Annotated in this window: 17 protein-coding genes; 2 read left to right on the forward strand and 15 right to left on the reverse strand. The window is 46.2% G+C overall.

Translation table 11 applies throughout. The features are described from left to right. Positions 1-28: 28 nt before the first annotated feature. Both BT127_RS13030 and BT127_RS13035 read right to left on the reverse strand, forming a co-directional pair. Positions 29-268 (reverse strand): hypothetical protein, encoded by a 240-nt coding sequence (locus BT127_RS13030; RefSeq protein WP_075425419.1) that lies wholly within the window; start codon positions 266-268, stop codon positions 29-31. Between the two features lie 194 nt (positions 269-462). Beyond that, positions 463-3,522 carry a type 2 lanthipeptide synthetase LanM family protein gene (locus BT127_RS13035; RefSeq protein WP_075425420.1) on the reverse strand — a complete coding sequence of 1,020 codons (3,060 nt, stop codon included), beginning with the start codon at positions 3,520-3,522 and terminating at the stop codon, positions 463-465. Positions 3,523-3,905: 383 nt separating this feature from the next. Between BT127_RS13035 and BT127_RS13040 the strand changes: the two genes are divergently transcribed. Beyond that, positions 3,906-5,912, forward strand: coding sequence for a metallophosphoesterase (locus tag BT127_RS13040; protein WP_075425421.1), 2,007 nt, complete (start codon positions 3,906-3,908; stop codon positions 5,910-5,912). Between the two features lie 305 nt (positions 5,913-6,217). On the opposite strand, the gene BT127_RS13045 is transcribed toward BT127_RS13040, so the two are convergent. The 13 genes from BT127_RS13045 to BT127_RS13105 form a co-directional block, all read right to left on the reverse strand. Further along, a complete protein-coding gene (locus BT127_RS13045; protein WP_075425422.1) occupies positions 6,218-6,679 on the reverse strand; it encodes an S-ribosylhomocysteine lyase in 462 nt (153 codons plus the stop codon). Between the two features lie 5 nt (positions 6,680-6,684). Next, complete coding sequence (locus tag BT127_RS13050) at positions 6,685-7,851, reverse strand: pyridoxal phosphate-dependent aminotransferase (RefSeq protein ID WP_075425423.1); 1,167 nt, start codon at positions 7,849-7,851, stop codon at positions 6,685-6,687. Between the two features lie 84 nt (positions 7,852-7,935). Next, a complete protein-coding gene (locus BT127_RS13055; protein WP_075425424.1) occupies positions 7,936-9,276 on the reverse strand; it encodes a phenylacetate--CoA ligase family protein in 1,341 nt (446 codons plus the stop codon). A 112-nt stretch (positions 9,277-9,388) separates the two neighbouring features. Then, positions 9,389-10,282: a thiamine pyrophosphate-dependent enzyme gene (locus BT127_RS13060; protein ID WP_075425425.1), complete on the reverse strand. Its 894-nt coding sequence runs from the start codon at positions 10,280-10,282 to the stop codon at positions 9,389-9,391. Then, entirely contained in the window at positions 10,272-11,441 is a 1,170-nt protein-coding gene (locus BT127_RS13065; RefSeq protein WP_075425426.1) for a transketolase C-terminal domain-containing protein, read from the reverse strand. Before BT127_RS13065 ends, BT127_RS13060 begins: the two co-directional genes overlap by 11 nt. After that, on the reverse strand, positions 11,438-11,731 hold the full coding sequence (locus BT127_RS13070) for a 4Fe-4S binding protein (protein ID WP_075425427.1): 294 nt from the start codon (positions 11,729-11,731) through the stop codon (positions 11,438-11,440). The genes BT127_RS13065 and BT127_RS13070 overlap by 4 nt, the downstream gene beginning before the upstream one ends. Then, positions 11,728-12,243 (reverse strand): 2-oxoacid:acceptor oxidoreductase family protein, encoded by a 516-nt coding sequence (locus tag BT127_RS13075; protein ID WP_075425428.1) that lies wholly within the window; start codon positions 12,241-12,243, stop codon positions 11,728-11,730. The genes BT127_RS13070 and BT127_RS13075 overlap by 4 nt, the downstream gene beginning before the upstream one ends. Before the next feature lie 204 nt (positions 12,244-12,447). Next, a complete protein-coding gene (locus BT127_RS13080) occupies positions 12,448-13,359 on the reverse strand; it encodes a PLP-dependent cysteine synthase family protein (RefSeq protein ID WP_075425429.1) in 912 nt (303 codons plus the stop codon). Positions 13,360-13,370: 11 nt separating this feature from the next. Further along, on the reverse strand, positions 13,371-14,531 hold the full coding sequence (locus BT127_RS13085) for a trans-sulfuration enzyme family protein (RefSeq protein WP_075425430.1): 1,161 nt from the start codon (positions 14,529-14,531) through the stop codon (positions 13,371-13,373). 11 nt (positions 14,532-14,542) lie between these two features. Beyond that, positions 14,543-15,439, reverse strand: a complete 897-nt coding sequence (locus BT127_RS13090; RefSeq protein ID WP_075425431.1) for a class I SAM-dependent methyltransferase — start codon at positions 15,437-15,439, stop codon at positions 14,543-14,545. Between the two features lie 781 nt (positions 15,440-16,220). Continuing rightward, the gene (locus BT127_RS13095; RefSeq protein ID WP_075425432.1) at positions 16,221-17,141 is read right to left on the reverse strand and encodes an ABC transporter permease; all 921 of its coding nucleotides are present in this window, start codon (positions 17,139-17,141) and stop codon (positions 16,221-16,223) included. After that, a complete protein-coding gene (locus BT127_RS13100; protein WP_075425433.1) occupies positions 17,138-17,956 on the reverse strand; it encodes an ABC transporter ATP-binding protein in 819 nt (272 codons plus the stop codon). The genes BT127_RS13095 and BT127_RS13100 overlap by 4 nt, the downstream gene beginning before the upstream one ends. Further along, positions 17,943-19,145: an ABC transporter substrate-binding protein gene (locus BT127_RS13105; RefSeq protein WP_075425434.1), complete on the reverse strand. Its 1,203-nt coding sequence runs from the start codon at positions 19,143-19,145 to the stop codon at positions 17,943-17,945. The genes BT127_RS13100 and BT127_RS13105 overlap by 14 nt, the downstream gene beginning before the upstream one ends. Positions 19,146-19,523: 378 nt before the next feature. Here BT127_RS13105 and BT127_RS16905 point away from each other — a divergent pair. After that, positions 19,524-19,732, forward strand: a 209-nt coding sequence (locus BT127_RS16905; RefSeq protein ID WP_207647508.1) for a hypothetical protein, incomplete at its 3' end; no start/stop codon positions are given.

Genomic DNA, 19,732 nt, shown 5'->3' on the forward strand with positions numbered 1-19,732 from the left:
GTCTTAACGTTATGTCAAAGTCGGTGGTTTAAAGCTTTCTTATAGGTCCGTCAATAATTGGTGTTATGCCGCAGCGGCCGATTGTATCTATTGGGCAATTAAATGTCTGTTTAATACAAACGCCTCTTACTGACACTTTGCATCCGCAATCAGCCGATCTGGGAATACGTGCACCCGGATTCAGTCTGAGTCCTCCGTTAACGTCATGCTCATCGATAGCCTCGAAAAGCTCAGTGTTGATATTGTTTTCGATCATTGGGTTTTTCATTGTTAATTCCTCCATTCAGATTATTGGCAGTTCCCTGACTTATCCGTAAAATGCACCATGAACTTTATCAGATCGTACATTGATTATGCTCATACACCCAATAAAGGTGTACCGAACGGATCCATTGCATCATTTTACGGATCATATCCCGGCAGAACTGCATTTATATCAACTGCCTAAGCAGTCAACAGCCATTATTCAAGCCACAGTAACTGTGGGATCTCAAAATCTGTATAGTGGGAAAGCATAGCATAGCCCCAGCCTGAAAGTCCGAGCATTATGCCGTAATTCATGCAGCCCTTGAATTTAGTGGTATTCCAGTTTGCTTCAAGCTGGTCATTGTAAAGGCTGCTGAAAGAATTGAATACTGTATTCTTCAGCTTCATATCGTTAAGCTGACGTGCTGCAAGGTCGAGTACCGCAAGGTTGCCGAAATCACCGTGGCAATAGTTCGGACCATATCCAAAGCCGTACTTGCCGACGCTGTTTATTGCCTTGCGAATCTCTAAGCCGAGCTTTTCGTCGCTGTAGCCTTCACGAGCCATGAGAAGCTTGCTGAGAAGGATACCCGCAGAGCCGTGACACCACGCATGCTGTGTTGCATGGTCGGTATCCGAACGCTCCCAGCCCTCGGCTGCCTTGATGTAGTGTGCTCTTTCACGCTCTACCGAACCCTTTACTATCTCGTCATACTTGTCTGTTCCGAGATATCTGCCCGCAAGGTAAAGTCCCGAATGGATACCTGCATTTCCGTGTGCAAAGCCTGTATAGCACTGCTTCTTTTTATCTGATTCTATCTCCCAGACAGGAAGTCCGTTTTCATATCCGACAGAAGATACAAGACTGTCGGCAAGTTTCTCTATTATTGAATCGAGCTCCTGCTTCTTGTCAGCATATACATCCTTCATGCTGAGGGCTACAGGTATAACTCCTGCCGCACCTGCTATATAGTCGTAGTTCTTGTCCTCAGCTGCGGCATCAGCGCACTTTGCAAGATACTTTTCAGCGTATCCGAACCATTCCTTATTTCCCGAAGCTCTGCCGAGATGTGCGGCTGTGTACGCAGCTCCTGACAGTCCCGAAAAAGCACCTATCGGAGGATTCTTCACGTCCATAAGAGCATCATAATCCTCAGCCACGGTATTCATGGCATACTCTGCATAATCAAGATACTCCTTCTTGCCTGTTACCTTTCCAAGCTGTGAAAGGAACAGAACAACTCCGCTGTTACCGCTGTAGAGGTCACTTGCCATTACGGAAGGTATCCACTTATCCTCCTCGAAGCTGTCAACAGTTACGCAGTTCCATGCTGCATCTGTCCTGCCCTTGCCGCTGCAGCCCTTTATAGCGTTATCCATAAGCATACCGCCTATATTCTCAGCAGTTTCGAGCCACTTATCGGTATCGGTAACATGTGACATGAAGTTGAGTCCTGTAAGTTCAGCCTCATCTCTGCGCTTTACGAATGAACCCTTGATATAGTTCACCTGTTCATCAAGTGCCTTGCTGCTGAAACCGTTTATCTTTTCCTCTATGCTCTCAAGGAGAGGAGTTATCATATCCTCATCCGAGATAGCGCCGTCCTCGTTATAGAGTCTGTTATCGCCTATCTTGAAGATGAAGTAAGGTACATCGCCGTTCATGAGCGCATCATACTCGGTAAGGGCAACTGTCTTGTTCTGCTTGTAAGCATCGATGAAAATACGGTGCATGATGAGACTTCTCTCGTAGTCCTTTCTTGAGAAAGCCTGATCCTGTGCGATCGCAAGAAGCTGTGCATATGTATTTGTGGGACGGATAACTATTCTTCCGATGAGGCCTGTGAATATCTCCCTGATCTTAGCTGTATATGCAGCCTTGTTTTCCGAGATCCACTTGTATACCTCGGAAAAGCCCTTGCATATCGATGATACATACTTACTTGCCTCTACATTCTTTCCGTCGAGAACAGGATTGTTCTTCTGCGGTTCGAGTACGCTGTATGTTCTTTCGATGTGGATGTTATCGCTGTCCTCGTCAACGATGACATCGCTCTTCTGACCTGCCTTCTGGGATTCTGCTGCACTGAATCCGCCGATATCAAGGCCTCCGCCGAGATACATGGGAAGCATTCCTACATTGAGTACGGATGAACTGTATTTCTTTGCAGCAGCAGCCTTTGCACTCGTATCCTTCTTGCTCTCTTTATTATCAAGTGTAGGATGAAGGAGAGTTTCAAGGTCGATAAGTATCGGATACTCTCCGTTTGAGATAATGTTCTCAAAATGCATATCGGATCCGTTCATGGAATGAAGTACTGCAAGAAGCTCACCGCTGCGCTGATAGAAACGCTCTACCTCAGCCTCGTCCTTGCACTCGTTATGCTCAACATATCCTGCAAATCCGAAGTTCTCGTCTGTGATGATATCGGGAGTTATATGATCGTGCATCTGCGGATCTTCAGACTTCATCCAGTCCAGAAGCTCCCTGAATCCGAGGTCTATCTTCAGCTGGTGAGGCTTGTACATAAAATGCTTGCCGCTTTCAAAAACCACCTCGCCGACAGTCTTGCCCTTCTGGTGAGTATCACCGCTGCTGGTCTTTATGTAAGAGACAGGATCGTTATCCATATCGATGCCGAATACTTTCTTTATATCCTCCTTGCGTGAGAGGATGTTATCAAGTATCTCTATGCGGTATCTGCACTCTTCTTCTATCTTTCCCGAAGCAAGCGCAGTAACAGCAGCGTACTCCTTGTAGAATTTCTCCATGTTGCTGCGGTCACGGCTGTATACTTCAGTGAAATACTTCTTCTTGTCTGTTATCTCTGCCGAATCAAGAGAACCGTTCTTGCTGAGGTATCCGAATTCGTAAAGGAATGGCTTGATAAGTATATTTACTGCATTGTTGAAGAATGAAGTAAGTGATTCCGATAAAAAGCTGTCGTGCTTAATGAAATCATATCCCATGCATTTCTCAAAGAAACCACGGAAATGCTTGTTTGCTATGGGGAGCACTACAGAACCGTAGAAGCGTCCCTTCTCGTCCATATTATTGTATGCTTCAACACAGGGAGCACAAAAATCAAAATCAACATGATCGCTGAGTTCAAATCCCTCTGTACTGTCGTAATCGTTGTACTTTCTGATAAGCTCATCAAAAGTTACTTTACCGCCGAAATCAACGATCTTTTCAAACTCTTCCTTGTCTATCTCAGGGAAGAACTTCTTCCAGTAATCAACTATCTTGTCTTTTGTGAATGCTGTGCTGCTCATAATAACTCCTTGTTTTCCGATGACTGCAAAGCTTTCGCTCTGCCATGAGATCCGTGATCTCACATCACCTGTATTTCGTTTGCAGGTTTATTCTAACACAGCGAAGTAACATAATCAACAAATTCTCGGTTTAAGGTCAGTCAAATCGGGTTTTCGGCAAAAACTGACCGTCGGTTTTCAACGGTAAAATGCTGCTTTTCTCAGTTATACAGGCACAAAACACAGTTTATTCAAAAAAATCTTACTGCCAGTTTATCATTTTGGATTGACTTGAATTATAATAAATGTTATAATAAATATGTACTCAATAACCACTTTTAAGTTATTGAGCAGACATTAACAAATGTGTACATAATAATCTCTTTATGTTGTGAGGTGATGATATGATCAGAAAACTGTCTGCCGCTGCTGTTTCGCTCGCTGTGCTGTCATGTGCAGTATCGCTCCGGTCCGATGCCGCTGCTGCCGAAACTACAACTATTACTCCCGTAAGCAATGATAAGGGAGTTGTAACTTTCGATAACGGCGAAGTATGGTACAAAACCGATGAGCTTGAGGACGGCAAATACTTTCTGGTAGGTGTCACACTTCCCGACGGTACCGAACGGATACTTTCTACAGGAAAAGGTGATGAGACCTATCCTGTAATGAAATACATCACAAGCACCATGGTCAGCAGCACCTCCGCACCATTCTCCGCAATGTTTCTGGACGATATGTGCATGAGACTGAATAACGGTTCTGCCGACCTTTCATATTCCTGGAGCTATAACCGTCCCGAAACATGGGAATACTCCGACGGGCACCTTATTTTCAACGATAACGGTGTGAAGAACTATCTCTACTATGACGAATATACCGCACCCCATTTCCGCTCCACCAATATAAGTTCAATGGCTTCGACTATCAACATCTACACAAACGGCGAAACTCTCGGACGCTGTATCGGTGTTCAGCCTTACGCAGAGTCCTATGTGATAGCAGGTTCGGACTATAAAGCTCCTGTTTTCACCGTTGAGATGAAGAACGAGAACATAATCCCCGATAAGATAACATGGTACATAAACGATGAGGAGCAGTCCGAAACAGGCGCCGTATTTACCGCAGAATCACTCAGAGGACGTCCTGTGGGCACCTATAACGTCAGCTGTCTCGTTGAGGCTCATGATAATGAAGAGGTTCACTACCGTGAGAAGTCCGAGGATGCTCTCTTCGTAGTTGCAAACGGTGTCATCCCCGATTCTGTGCTGACCTTCTCGGATGTACATCAGGAATACGGGCTTATAGGTGAGGCTATTTCCGATACAATGGCCAAAAACAACGGCTGTATCCCCTCCCTTATCGTATGCAGCGGCGACTTCGTAAACGGTCCCACAGCCGATCATGACACGCTTATGTATAAGCATCTGCCCATGATACGTTCACACCTCGGCGGCATAGACAGCGTATACGTTTCAGGCAACCACGAATCAGGTCTTGCTGCGGCTGAAATGACTATATCCTGCGGTCTCGGAGCGGACGAAAGCTTCCTTGACAGCTGCGGACAGATATTCAGCGGAAGCACTTACGCACCTGATATCGCCGTCTACGGTATAAACTACTCCGCTGTGGAATCCGAAACGGAAAACGGAAAAGTCTACAGCTACGACCACGTTATCGAAGACCTGGACAGCTTCCTCAGCGAACGTGCAAAGAATTACCACGGCGAGCTTATCATAATCTCCGCACATGCAGGACTTCACACTGTAGGAGTTCAGCCTCAGAGCGTCAATCCCCTCGGTATCGAGGTAACTAAATGGGCAGGAACTTACACCTACAATATAAGCGGCTCTTACGAGCTTACTCAGCTGATAAACAAGTACGCCGACGAATACGATATGGATATCATGTACCTTTTCGGACATAACCACTCACGAGGTGAGGCGGAATTCCTGCTTCCTCCCGGTTCTGAGCTTTTCAGTACGGTGGACAGCTACGAAAAGACATTCGATTCCCAGAATATCAGCTTCACTTATGCACATTCGGGATATCTTTCAAATAATATCGGTTCCGCAGACGGACACTACAGTCTCATCCGCAAGGACAAGGACAGCATAATCTATGAAATGTCGGGACTAAATGACGGTCAGGTAAGAAAAGACGTGATACCTCTGCGCTACAAGCCTGTAGCTACCACAGCTTCGACTACCGCAGCTACTACAGTCTCTACCGTAACGACTGCTGTTTCAACTTCAACAGTATCGGCAACAGCTTCGTCATCATCAACTGCCGCAAAGACCACATCGGCAAAGAAGCACAGTCCGCTCACTTCGGACGATTTCACCGTTCTGCCTGTACTGATACCTGCAGCAGTTCTGTTTATGATCTCCCGCAAAAAACGTTCACAATAAAAATAAGGGGATACCGCAAAGGTATCCCCTTATCTTGTCAACAAGTATGGATTCACCAGGGAACGCCCTCTCTTGCAGGGCGTTCCCTCTTTCAAAACAGTCCACCGGACTGTTTTGAAATTCACCCTTTGCTGAGCGCTTCGTATCGCAGGGCTCTGCCCTGCAACCCGCCAAAGGCTCTGCCTTTGGAATCCGCTAAAGGGATAGCATCCCTTTAGAATCCCCGAATTAATGATTTCAGGCTTTTTAAAAAGCTTAAGGGGATACCACAATGGCATCCCCTTAAGTTATTCGTCGGCTAATTTTTATTTTTCATACTGAAGCCTGTCAACTGTATAATTCTCCAGCACCTTAAGCATATCCCTTGCAACTGCTTTTGCACCTTCAAGGTCGTGGTCAAGGTAGTTTCCGCACTCCTTGCGCTCGGAACCCGGTATCTTTCCGCTGAAATCAGCTATGAAGCGGAAACTCTCCTGTACAAGTGCTATTGCATCTTCCGATGATACACTGTCACGAAGTATGAGATAGAAACCCGTTCTGCATCCCATAGGTCCCACGTAAATAACGCTGTCCGAAAGTGTGCTGTTTCTGGCAACTGTTGCGAAAAGATGCTCAAAGGTGTGCATTGCACCGTTTGTGAGGTAATCTCCGCCGTTAGGCTTTTTCATGCGTATGTCATAGGTAACGGCATCGCCGTCAATACGGGAAATGTACATTCCCTTTTCAAGCTTGTCATGGTCCACTGTAAAGCTTGCTATCGTTTTCATTCCGTTCACTCCTTCGGCATTTTCTTCCTGATATCATTAAGACGTTCAAGCGCATTTTCAAGTGTCTCGTTCTTCTTTGCGTAATGAAGTCTTATGTACCTGTTCTCAGGCTCCTTGAAAAAGCTGGAACCGGGTACTGCGCCAACTCCTACATACTCCGCAAGCTTCTCGCAGAACACAAGGTCGCTCTTATAGCCGAACTCGGAAATGTCAAGAAGAATATAGTATGCACCCTGTGGCACTGTATGACTTATGCCTATGCGGTCCAGTCCCTCAAGGAACAAGTCACGCTTTTCGGTGTATTTGTCCTGAAGCCATTTATAATAATCGTCGCCGAAGCGGAGTCCTGTAACAGCCGCTTCCTGTAGCGGTGCTGCTGCGCCCACTGTAAGGAAGTCGTGTACCTTCTTCACAGTATCGATGACCTCGGGCGGTGCGATAACGTAACCCAGTCTCCAGCCAGTAATGGAATAGGTCTTTGAAAGTGACGAGCATGAGATAGTTCTCTCCCACATATCGGGAAGTGATGCGAAGTATACGTGCTTGTTGGGAGCGTATACTATATGCTCATATACCTCGTCGGTGATAACGAATGTATCGTACTTCTTTGCGAGGTCAGCAATTATTTTCAGCTCATCATAGGTGAAGACCTTTCCGCATGGGTTGGAAGGGTTACAGAGTACAAGCGCCTTAGGATGCTGTCTGAAAGCGTCCTCCAGTACCTCGGGATCAAAGCTGAAAGCCGGCGGGATAAGAGGTACGTATATCGGCTCTGCACCCGAAAGTATGGTATCAGCGCCGTAATTCTCATAGAATGGCGAAAATACGATCACCTTGTCCCCGGGATCAGTGACGGACATCATTGCCGCCATCATAGCTTCTGTGCTTCCACAGGTAACAACTATCTCACCATTGGGATCGATACTGCGTCCCATAAGGCGAGACTGCTTCTCGGCAAGCGCCTCACGGAAATTCTGAGCGCCCCATGTTATCGAGTACTGATGAAAGTCCTCCTTAGTGACATCTGCAAGGCGGTCCAGGATAGCTTTCGGCGGCTCGAAATCAGGGAAACCCTGTGAAAGATTTACAGCTCCGTATTTATTTGATATTCTTGTCATTCTGCGGATGACTGAATCAGTGAAATCCGCAGTTCTTTTTGATAATTCCGGCATGATGTCCTCCATTCGGATCGTGGTATGGTCATTTCAAATGCAGGGGCGCACATCGTGCGCCCTTTACAATATATTATAACTCTATCATATGTTATAGTCAATATTTCTCTCGTCGATAACTCTCTTTGACTTGTGCTCTGAACGTGTATTCAGTCCGCCGTCGGGGTGAACAATTACCTTTGCAGGCTTAACTCCGATACGAGCCTTAAGTGCTGCACTTACCTCTGCTGCAACTGTATCATCGTCCTTTGCAACTCCTGATGACTTTTCAACCTCAACAGCATACTTGCTTGTGAAGTCCTGCTCGAAGATACGGATGAGATACTCACCTGTAAGGTCGCTCTGCTCACGAATAACAGCTTCGATATCGCTTGGGAATACGTTAACTGCGGAAACGATGAACATGTCATCCTTTCTTCCGAGGATGCTTATTCTTCCGTGAGTACGTCCGCATTTGCACTTTGTAGTATCAATACGTCCGATATCGCCTGTCTTGAATCTGATAAGCGGACGTGCGTGCTTGCGGAGTGTTGTGAACACAAGCTCACCTGTCTGACCGGGTTCAAGAACCTCGCCTGTGTGGATATCAACTGTCTCTACGAGGATGTGATTCTCTGCGATGTGAAGACCGTCGTGGTATTCGCACTGTGCAGCGCATGCGCCGAATATATCTGAAAGACCGTAGAAATCGTATACCTCAGCGCCCCATATATCTTCAATAGCCTTACGTGTAGCGTCGATAGAACCGCCAAGCTCACCTGCAACGATGATCTTCTTGATGCTGAAGTCCTTCTTCGGATCATAGCCTGCCTTAAGAGCCTTTTCACCAAGCTGCCAAGCGTATGAAGGTGAAGTCCAGATAACTGTAGGCTGATATGTCTTAAGGATGAAGAGGAGTCTCTCGCTCGGGAGAGTTCCGCCCCAGATGCAGAGTGCGCCGAGATTCTGTGCGCCGATAACATCAGGTCCGCCTACGTAAAGTGAGAAGTTGAGAGCGTGTACATAGCGGTCATTCGGTCTCATTCCTACCTGCCAGAACCAGCGGCTCTCTGTCTCCTGGAATTCATCGAAGTCCTTCTTGGTGAATGGACTCATTGTCGGTACACCTGTTGAACCTGATGATGTGGAAACGAATACAACGTCCTCTTCGGGAACTGCTGCGAGCTCGCCGAGGAATGAACCTACGCCCTGAGTATCACGCTGTGTTTTCTTGTTGATGAAAGGGAACTTTTCGATGTCCTTGAGAGTCTTGATATCCTCGGGCTTAACGCCTGCCTCATCGAACGAACGCTTATAGTAAGGAGCGTTGTTGTAAGCGAAGCTTACGATCTCCTTAAGGTCTTCAAGCTGTTTCTTTTCAAGTTCCTCACGGGGAAGAGTTTCAAGCTCCTCGTCCCAGAATTTGCTGTTTATATCTCTGCTCATTGTAATATCCTCCGTATTCATATTTAGTATATCTGTTTGGTATGTTTATATTATACAGCCTTTTCCTGTATTTGTCCAATACCAAAGGATTATGATGAGTTATAAGCTGTTCTTATAACTCGAAATTTCTGTTTATATACTCCCATTTCTTGTCACGGGAGGCTGTGATGATGCTTATATCTTCATCTGTAAGATGTCTGAAACGTCCCTGTTTTCTGAGATATTCCTCAACGCTTGTGAACTGCTTCGGCTTGTGGTTCAGTCTGAATCTGCCGTTTTCATACTCTGCAAGGTACCAGAGTCCGCTGTCCACTACCTCTTTCGCTATGGCTACTGTCTCGTCGGGAGCAACTCCCCAGCCTGTGGGACATGGTGCGATAACGTGGATGTACTTTGTACCCTCTATCTGTGAAGCCTTGCGGACCTTCTCAATAAAGTCGCTGATGTAGCCTATGCTCGCAGTTGCCGCATAAGGGATATCATGTGCAGCTGCTATTTCGAACATATTCTTCTTAGGACGGATGTTTCCGTGTATATTTTTTCCTGCGGGAGTTGTAGTGGTCTTTGCTCCGAAGGGAGTAAGTCCGCTTTTCTGGATGCCTGTATTCATGTAGGCTTCATTGTCGTAGCAGATATAGATGATATTGTCATTACGGTCTATAGCTCCCGAAAGTGCCTGTATACCGATATCAGCAGTACCGCCGTCACCTGCGAATCCGACTGCGGTGAAGTCCTTGTAACCCCTTGCACGAAGTCCTGCTTCCACGCCCGTAAGCATTGATGCAGTTCCTGCGAATGTTGAGATTATCGAGTTATTTGAAAAGCACAGCTGAGGAAAATTGAATCCTACTGCCGACATACATCCTGCCGGAAGGACTGATACTGCCCTTTCGCCAAGTACCTTAAGTGCAGCTCTTACCGCAAGACTTCCTCCGCAGCCTGCACAGGCTTTATGTCCGTAGAAATACTCCTCGCGTGAGATGCTGTCCGCTGTTTTATTTGCCATTTTCCTCATCTCCTATGCCTATAAAGTTCACATCATCAGTACCATTGACAATATCGCTGTATATTTTTTCGATATCGGATGCTGAAATATTCTGTCCGCCGAGTCCGCCTATGTAGTTGTATCCCTTTACGCTGACTCCTGCCTTTTTCAGTGCGGAATTGACGTTTGTGAAAACTGCACCTTCGTTTCCGAAGCTTATATCCTTTTCAAGCACTGCATACGACTTTACGTTGCTGAGCACCTCTGCTATCTCCTCATTCGGGAAAGGTCTCATGTAGCGTATACGCACAACGCCTGCCTTAACGCCGCTTTCACGGAGTCTGTCCGCAGTTTCACGGCAAAGACCTGCAATGCTTCCCAGTGTGACTATAACATACTCCGCATCATCTGTGCGGTAATTCTCAATAAGACCTGTATACTCCCTGCCGAATATCTCAGCGAAGTCCTTTTCGGTCTCGGATATAACTTCCTTAGCCGCAAGTATTCCCTTGTGCTCCTTGTATTTGAATATGGAATTGGTATCGGGGCCTGCCGAGAACGCCATATTCTTCGGATTCTCGAAGTCTATGCGGTTATCCGTCTCGTAAGGCGGAAGGAACCTGTCAGCCTGTTCACTGTCAGGGATATCCACTGTTTCGTAGGTATGCGTCAGTATAAAGCCGTCCAGATTTGCCATATACGGAGTTGAAACTCTCTTGTCCTCAGCTATCCTGTAGCTCATAAGGGCAAGGTCCAGAGCTTCCTGAGCGTTCTCCGCATAAGCCTGTATCCAGCCGCTGTCAAGCTGTGAAAGACTGTCACGCTGATCGCCGTATATATTCCACGGAAGTGCTGTTGAACGGTCCGCATTCATCATGACAATGGGGAAACGTCCGCCTGCGGCGTAGTAAAGACATTCTGCCATGTAGAGAAGTCCCTGCGAGGAGGTTGCTGTAAACGCTCTTGCACCTGCGGCACTTGCGCCTATAGCACATGACATTGCGGAGTGCTCCGACTCAACGTGTACATATTCAGCTTTAAGGCTTCCGTCCTCAACCATTTCCGAAAGACGTTCCACCACTATGGTCTGCGGAGTTATAGGATATGCCGATATCACCTGCGGACGTGCAAGACGTATTCCCTCTGCGAAGGCTTCGTTGCCTGATAAAAACTTCTTCATTTGCGTTCCGCCTCCATTTCTATCGCACCTATCCTGCATATCTTGGCGCATATGCCGCATCCCTTGCAGAAGTCGTAATCTATGAGCGCTTTTCCCTCTTTTATGGAGATGACTCCGTCGGGACAGTAAAGGTAGCACTGCTCGCAGCCTACACATTTTTCACTGCTGACAACAGGTCTGATGCTGCGCCATCCGCTGTTTGCCGTAACGAGATATCCTGCCTCAAAGGAGGTATTCTCGGGAACTTCATCAAAGGAAAAGCTCTTTTTCTCTCTTAAGTAAGGTCTCATCGGATCGCCTCCCCTGCCGCTTTCAGAATTGCGTTTATATTGCGCTCCTGTATTTTCTCGGGCATGTATCCCCTGACTGCATCTTCTGCATCCTCTGTTGTGATGATGCCAGATATTCCTGCAAGAAGTCCGAGCATTATGGTATTTGCGGTAGGAAGTCTGAACTCCGATGCGATCTTCTCAGCATCGAATACTACCGCGCCTTCAATATCAGCCTTTGAATTGACTAATATACTTCCGCCGCTTTTCAGAAGTCCCCTTAGCTGCGGACTGTACAGCGTATCATCAAGTATAACTATATAGTCCGCCTTTTCGGTCTGACTTCTGTCCACAACAGGCTTAGTATCAAGCTTTGTGAACGCTCTGACAGGCGCTCCTCTTCTTTCGGGACCGAACGAGGGAAATGCAAGTGCATATTTTCCGCCGCCCTCGGCAGTATATGCCGCGCCAAGAAGCTTTGCTGCCGTAAAAGCACCCTGTCCGCCTCGTCCGAGCCATATTATCTCTTTCATATCCATCCTCCTGTCGGTTGATATACATAAAAGAATGTGACGCACACATTCCATATTTTATAAAGAATTTGCGCTCTCCAAACTTTGTTCGGGGCTGTTAACCGCCAAATGTCGGTTATCGAGTACACAATAATTATACGCCTGTTTTCAGCACATGTCCAATACCAAAGCCTTATTTTCAGTTATAAGAGAAACCTATAGCGTTCACCCGAATAATCCTGTACTGAAATAACGGTCTCCACGGTCAGGGAATACTGTAACTATGTTCCCCTTTGCACCGCCTGCGATCAGCTTATTAACTGCCGCCATTGCCGCTCCCGATGAAGAACCTGCGATGACGCCCTCGTGCTTTGCAAGGTCACGTACTGCCTGAAAAGCTTCCTCATCGTTTATCTTTATAACCTCATCCACAAGGGACATATCCATAGTATCTGCAATGAAGTCGTTGCCGATGCCCTCTATATTATAGTCGGCATGTTCTCCGCCGCCCATAGTTGAACCTAAAGGATCTGCAAGAACTCCCTTTGTCTGCGGATTTCTCTCCTTGATATATCTCAGTATTCCTGTATACGTACCGCCGCTTCCTGCGCCTGCAACTACGTAATCGATATGACCGTCCAGCGCCTCGAAGATCTCACGTCCCGTAGTTTCGTAATGTGCAAGAGGGTTACTCTGGTTCTTGAACTGCTCCAGTGATACCGAACCGGGTATCTGCGCCTTTATTTCCTCTGCCTTTGCAACTGCCCCTAACATTCCCTTTTCACGGGGAGTGTTCACTACCTCTGCACCAAGAGCACGGAGAAGTGTCTGCTTCTCTGCCGAGAACTTCGTCGGCACTACAAAAATGATACGGTATCCTCTGTTCAGTGCGGCGAAAGCTATGCCGAGTCCTGTATTTCCTGCGGTAGCTTCAACTATAGTACCGCCTTTTTTCAGCACGCCGCGTTTTTCTGCGTCATTTATCATGTAAAGTCCCGTGCGGTCCTTTACGCTTCCCGAGGGATTATACAGTTCGAGCTTCGCAAATACGTTCACGCCTTCCTCCTGCACGATGTTCCCGAGTCTTACCAGGGGAGTGTTGCCGATAAGGGACTGCATTGAATCAAAGTAGTTCATACTGCTCCACCTCACTTTATCTCTGCTGCCGATATAGCATTTTCAAGGTCAGCAAGAATATCATCTATCTTCTCAATTCCGATCGAAAGTCGGATAAGACCGTCGGTGATGCCTACCTTCTTGCGTATATCCGCAGGTATCGATGCATGTGTCATGCTTGCAGGGTGGCATACAAGGGACTCCACTCCGCCGAGACTTTCGGCAAGTGTGATCAGTTCAAGGCTCTCGAAGAACTTGTTGATATCGTAATTCTCTTTAAGCTCGAAGGATATCATTGCACCGCCGTTTTTAGCCTGTCTGCGGTTGATATCATATCCCTGACTGCTTTCAAGTCCAGGATAGTAAACGTTCTTCACTGCACTGTGACTGCTGAGGAAAGCCGCAGCTTTTTCGGCGTTCTCAACGTGTCTGTCCATACGTACAGCAAGCGTCTTTATGCCGCGAATAAGAAGGAAGGAATCGAAAGGTCCGAGGACTCCGCCTGTAGAATTCTGTATAAATGCGATCTGCTCTGCAAGCTCTGCTGAATTTACAACTGCAAGTCCCGATACAACGTCACTGTGTCCGCCGAGGTACTTCGTTGCACTGTGTACAACTATATCAGCTCCAAGCTTCAGAGGATTCTGAAGGTAGGGTGTCATGAATGTATTATCCACTATCACAAGAAGTCCGTGTCTGTGTGAAACATCTGCGACTGCCTGTATATCAGTTACCGTCATAAGAGGATTTGCGGGACTCTCTATGATAACCGCCTTTACGTCCTCAGTTATCTGGCTCTCGTAAACTTCAAGGTCAGTAGTGTCCGCAATGGTATAGGTTATGCTGAAATGGTCGAACACCTTATTCAGCAGTCTGAATGTACCGCCGTAAACGTTGCTTGATATGAGTACACGGTCGCCGCTGTGGAGCAGACTCAGTACGGCTGTAAGAGCTGCCATTCCCGAACCGAATGCAAAACCTGCAACGCCGCCTTCAAGCTCGGCGATAAGTGATTCAAGAGCTTCACGGGTAGGGTTGCCTGTACGTGAATACTCATATCCGCGCATCTTTCCGAGTCCGTCCTGCTTGTAGGTAGATGTCTGGTATATCGGGATATTTACTGCGCCTGTGCGCTCGTCAATGGAAATGCCTCCGTGTATAAGTGCTGTTTCTTTATTTTCAAATTTGCTCATAATAATTCTCCTTATTCATAGTCATAGCCTGCGGTATATGTTGCCGATATCAGGCTTACGTTTTCAAATGCCCTGAGTCCGTCTTTTCTTCCGCTGAAATACTCTGTCTGGACTTTTTCGGGCGGCATATAAGTGTCAATCTGGAATCCCTGTGAGTAAAGCGCACGGGATATCTCGTTGTAGTCGAATCCTCCGCGCATCACCTCTCCCAGGGAGCGTGTTATTTCTTCGAGTCTGTATACCCTGCGCGGGAAATCTCCCGTCTTTATAGGATAATCGAACACCACAACGCTTCCAAGTGAGGAAAGGTCCGCTATCTGTGCAAGAGTGTCCGAGAAAACTTCAAGGGTGAGATAGTAGGAAACTCCGAGTATACTGAAAAACGTCTTTTTGTTCGGATCGAATCCAGCCTCCATAAGCTTGTCGCACATTCGCTCTCTCTCGAAATCGACTGATACATAGTGAACGTTCTTTCTTATGTTCCATTCAAGGGACTTTATCTTTTCAAGCTTATAGCGCTGAGTATCGGGGTGGTCTATCTCAAATATCTCGATATTCTCGTTATCGTTGCGGAACGAGAATGTATCCGAACCTGCTCCGCAGATAACGTACTGTATGCTGCCGTTTTCCTCAGCGAAGTCCGCAAGCCTTTTCTCGGAAAAATGTATGCGTGAAAGCGGTATCGGTGCGAAATATTCGCTTATTATCTGCTCGGTATCTTCACGTGAGAAGTTCTGACTGCCGTCGAAACCGCCGCTTATAAGTTCGTAAATGCTGAGGTACTCATCCCTGCCGAGAATATCATAGGCAAGGTAATCGTCGTATATTTTCTGTCTTGATGTATTGGAATGCCACGCCCTGACGAATGCACATATCTTCGCAGTGACGCTTTCTCTTTCATCTACCATAAAAACCTCCGGAAAATAAAAATGCGCAGAACACAAAAAGCATTCTGCGCAAAAGATCATACATGCCGATATTCATGACAAGGCACAACATCGCTGAGCATAATTACGCCGAATACTATTATAGACATTATTACACATACAACAACACATTGTGATCTTTTTCACGTTCAGCTCTCCTTAATTAATCTACTGTATCCCTATAGGCATTTAATAACTGTATTCCTATCGGAACTATATGTATTATATCACGATGCACTTGCATTGTCAATAGGAAAAAGCTATATTCGGCACTAACAACATATTTATCCTATTATTCCTGTAGACTTTGTAGAGTTTGATAGCAGCGAATGGAAATATAATTTGTAGGGAACGGCGCCTCCGCCGTTCCGCAGGTCATAAATAATCATGTAGGGACGCTTTCCGAGCGCCCGCAGGTCACACTGCAAACAGAATTTGCTGTTTGTAGGAGGCGATGCCTACATCGTCCCGTCATGCAATAATTAAATATGCGGAACGCCGAGGGCGGCGTTCCCTACAACAGCTAATTCTCCATTAGTGCGTTATTTGCCGGCAGATAATATCCGCCGCTACAAATATACTACCTTTCGGTCAAGACAAAATCAAAAAGCCAAAGAACGAAATCTCATCGCTCTTCGGCATTATCATTTTATATTCATTTTTCACCGTATTATAAGCGCTGTAACGATGTACACTTATCGTTTTTGATGATAGCAAGTGAGTTTACGAGCGGCAGCGTGGTCAGGCTGCACGGGCTCCGTGCTCATCGTTTCCACCTTAACAGTCGGTTCTGGAGCTTGTTGAACAGGAATGTTACTGCAATAACTACAAAGCCGATAACGAGAAGTCCTGTGATAGTCCTTGTGTAGTCTCCGAAGTCGGAGTAATACTTGACGTAGTAACCCATTCCGTCACGGGCACCTATCATCTCGGCTGACGTAAGAAGTATGAACGAGACACTGAGTCCCTGATTGCATCCCAGAAATATCTGCTGGAGAGATGCAGGAAGTATAACTCTGAAAAGCATCTCAGGTTTGCTTACATTCAGCACTTTCGCTGAATCGATTATCTTCTTGTCAACTCCGAGAACTCCGCTCATGGTTCCAGCAAATACAGGCCAGAAGGTTGCAAGGAATATTACAAATACCGATACCGACTTGAATGTAGGAAGAAGTGCTATACCGTAGGGGATGTATACTATCGGCGGTATGGAACTGAAAAACTTGGTTATATATGTCGCTGCACCGCCTATCCTTGCGCTCCAGCCAATGAACAGTCCCAGCGGAACTGCCGCAGCTACGGCGATAAGGAAGCCTTTAAGGGTAGTACCTAACGAGCTTATGACGTTTATCCATATCTTCTCCCTGTCATCCACGAACTGATGTATCACATGTCCCGGTGCAGGAAAAAGCAGGTCGTTGAGTATGTTATATTTTGCGGTAGCAAGTGACCATATACTCAGCAGTACGTATATAAATCCCGATATATCGAGAAGAAGTGAAAGGCTCTGCTCCTTTTTTATAAAGGATGATGCCGCAAGCACGATTACTTCCAGTCCGACTGCAAAAGTCACAAGTGAACCTGTGAACACTTCCTTTGTGGACCTGTCTGGAAGAAGCTGTATCAGAAGCAGTATGATAAACAGCAGATGAGTGACACGAAGATAGCGTTTTTTCGCTGTCATAATACCACCTCATCTCCGCCGATGCGCTCGGCAATGTCATTATAGAGAAGTGAAAGAAGTCTGTTGCGGAACTTGCCGTATTCGTCCGTCTTAACCAGATCCTCACGGCGGCGCGGACGCTCAAAAGGCACGTTCACAACTTCATTCACCGTACCCGGATGAGCGGTGAGTACAACTATCTTATCCGAAAGAAGTATAGCCTCATCGATATCATGAGTTACAAATACAACTGTTTTGCGTTCCTCCGAACCGTCACCCTCCCAGAGCTTAAGGAGAAGATCCTGCAAGACAACACGGTTTTTTGCATCTATAGCGCTGAAAGGCTCATCCATGAGCAGTATCTCGGTATCCATTGCAAGCGCTCTTGCAATAGCTGCGCGCTGCTGCATACCTCCCGAAAGCTGTGAAGGGTATTTACCTCCGAAGCCGTCAAGACCTACCTTGTGCAGGAATTCATCCGCTATTTTTGTACGCTCGCTGCGCTTAACGTCACGGCGAGCCTGCTTTATGCCGAACTCTATGTTCTTTCTTGTAGTCATCCACGGGAACAGAGAGTAGTGCTGAAACACTACTCCTCTTTCTGTGCCTGTTCCGTGAAGCTCCTTACCGTCTATTTTTACCGAGCCGCCTGCAGGTGCATAAAGTCCTTCAAGTACGCTGAGCAGAGTGGACTTTCCGCATCCGCTTGCACCTATGACGCTTACAAACTCGCCGTTTCCCACGCCGAAAGACACGTCATGAAGTGCGTTGAAGCTTTTTCTGTTCTCGGTATAATTGACCGTAAGGTCCTTTATTTCGATCTTATTCGTAGTCATCAAAATGCTCCTTTAATGAATCGTATATGTCATCTGTTCCTTCTGCAAGGATACTGTCAAGTGCATTCTTGTATATCTCTGTATTGTAGTATGGTTCTATATCATAATCATTTGTGTATCCAAGCTCAATGATAGTATCCTTAAGTGTGAGAGTACCCTTCTTGTCGGGATCGGGACTTGATACGCTGTATCCGCCGTAAACCTCTGTATCGATGAAATCTTCCTCGATATCGATGTATTCCTTAACATCCTTTACAGTCTTTTCGTGGTCTGTCTGTGTGAAGTGGTAAGCCTTGATAAATGCACGTTCAAGAGCTGTATAGGTATTCGGATTTTCGCTTAATGCTGATGTCTTTGCGACCTGACGGCAGCATGGCTGATTCTGAAGTGCCTCCTCGTGAGCGCAGTAGTAAACTACCTTGTAACCCTGTGACTTTGCAAGGGATGCGTATGGTGAATAAACGGAAGCCGCATCTATAGTATCATTCAGTAAAGCTGCGTAAGCGTCCTTCTGGCTGTCGAAGTATACTATATTTACCTTGTCATCGCCTTCGCCTATCTCTATGTCCGCGTTCTTGAGAAGTATCTGAAGCTCGGCATCCTGTACGCTGTTCTTAACCGAAGCAACGTTCCTGCCTTTGAGTATCTCTACTCCAAGCTCATCCTCGTCAGCAAATTCGGGCTTGATTACATATCCGTGTCCGTTGGTCATTGCACCGCCGAATATGGAAACATCGTGTCCCTGACTCTGGAAGGTAAGTGTAGGTACTGAACCGATAAACGCTACATCAAGCTTATCTGATTCAAGACCGTTCACAAGTTCAGCCGCACTGGAGAACTGTGTTAGAGTAACGTTGAGTCCCTCTTCCTTGAAGTAGCCTTCCTCAGAAGCAACAAATGCGAGAAGGTGTGCAGTCGAGTTGAGGTAGCCTATGTTGATGTCGGTCTTTTCTGGTGAACCGAGTACATGTGAAGCATCATCGCCGCAGCAGTCCGCAGGCTCACTTTCGCAGCAGTCCTTATCCTTGTCCTCGCAGCAGTCCTTAGTTTCTTCCTCAGATGAAACATCTGCGGAAACCACTGACGATGAGGAACTCTCTGAAGCTGCGGGAGCGCTGTTGAAAGCTCCGCATCCTGTTAACAGCGATAAAGCTGATATAATTGAAATAAATCTTATTTTCTTATTCATAATAGATCACCTTTCATGTTTTCTTAATTATAATTCTTTTCCTGTGTCAGCTCATGCAACATCGCATTCGCTCCGAGTTGGTGATATTTCTGTAATTGTTCAATCAGATCACTCCTGTATTTTTTCTATGCCCTAATCATACCATACCTATATGCATTTGTCCAATACGAAACAATTATCATGGTTTATAAGGTTTGACTATAACTTATGTATACTCAATAACTGATATCATTAGTTCAAAAATTGCGATATTCCATGAATTCATCAAAAAATGCTATTTTTTTAATAGTCTATTGTTTTTTATAATTAACAGATGATATAATAAAAATAATACGGATAGTCAGACTATCCGAAAAATAATTTCAGGAGGGTCAAAAAATGCAAAAAACACTCAAAAAGATCGCAGTTTCAATTTTAACTGCGGTAACTCTGGGATCATTCTTGCCTTCAGTTCCGTCTGTGGGGGCAGACGCTGCTGACGAGATAAGAGTAATGCCGCTTGGCGATTCGATAACTTTCGGAATGGCTGACGAGGGAGGATACAGAAAGTATCTCAGCTATTTCCTTAAGCAGAACGGTTACGATAA

The organism is Ruminococcus sp. XPD3002 (assembly GCA_900119535.1).
Taxonomy (GTDB): Bacteria; Bacillota; Clostridia; order Oscillospirales; family Ruminococcaceae; genus Ruminococcus; species Ruminococcus flavefaciens_H.

Excerpts from the sequence above, each read along its gene's own strand:
- BT127_RS13070 (WP_075425427.1), bottom strand. The coding sequence starts at position 11,731 with ATGAGACCTTACTTAAGAGAGAAAAAGAGCTTTTCCTTTGATGAAGTT.
- BT127_RS13095 (WP_075425432.1), bottom strand. The coding sequence starts at position 17,141 with ATGACAGCGAAAAAACGCTATCTTCGTGTCACTCATCTGCTGTTTATC.
- BT127_RS13085 (WP_075425430.1), bottom strand. The coding sequence starts at position 14,531 with ATGAGCAAATTTGAAAATAAAGAAACAGCACTTATACACGGAGGCATT.
- BT127_RS13105 (WP_075425434.1), bottom strand. The coding sequence starts at position 19,145 with ATGAATAAGAAAATAAGATTTATTTCAATTATATCAGCTTTATCGCTG.
- BT127_RS13030 (WP_075425419.1), bottom strand. The coding sequence starts at position 268 with ATGAAAAACCCAATGATCGAAAACAATATCAACACTGAGCTTTTCGAG.
- BT127_RS13065 (WP_075425426.1), bottom strand. The coding sequence starts at position 11,441 with ATGAAGAAGTTTTTATCAGGCAACGAAGCCTTCGCAGAGGGAATACGT.
- BT127_RS13040 (WP_075425421.1), top strand. The coding sequence starts at position 3,906 with ATGATCAGAAAACTGTCTGCCGCTGCTGTTTCGCTCGCTGTGCTGTCA.
- BT127_RS13075 (WP_075425428.1), bottom strand. The coding sequence starts at position 12,243 with ATGAAAGAGATAATATGGCTCGGACGAGGCGGACAGGGTGCTTTTACG.
- BT127_RS13090 (WP_075425431.1), bottom strand. The coding sequence starts at position 15,439 with ATGGTAGATGAAAGAGAAAGCGTCACTGCGAAGATATGTGCATTCGTC.
- BT127_RS13035 (WP_075425420.1), bottom strand. The coding sequence starts at position 3,522 with ATGAGCAGCACAGCATTCACAAAAGACAAGATAGTTGATTACTGGAAG.
- BT127_RS13050 (WP_075425423.1), bottom strand. The coding sequence starts at position 7,851 with ATGCCGGAATTATCAAAAAGAACTGCGGATTTCACTGATTCAGTCATC.
- BT127_RS13100 (WP_075425433.1), bottom strand. The coding sequence starts at position 17,956 with ATGACTACGAATAAGATCGAAATAAAGGACCTTACGGTCAATTATACC.
- BT127_RS13055 (WP_075425424.1), bottom strand. The coding sequence starts at position 9,276 with ATGAGCAGAGATATAAACAGCAAATTCTGGGACGAGGAGCTTGAAACT.
- BT127_RS13060 (WP_075425425.1), bottom strand. The coding sequence starts at position 10,282 with ATGGCAAATAAAACAGCGGACAGCATCTCACGCGAGGAGTATTTCTAC.
- BT127_RS13045 (WP_075425422.1), bottom strand. The coding sequence starts at position 6,679 with ATGAAAACGATAGCAAGCTTTACAGTGGACCATGACAAGCTTGAAAAG.
- BT127_RS13080 (WP_075425429.1), bottom strand. The coding sequence starts at position 13,359 with ATGAACTACTTTGATTCAATGCAGTCCCTTATCGGCAACACTCCCCTG.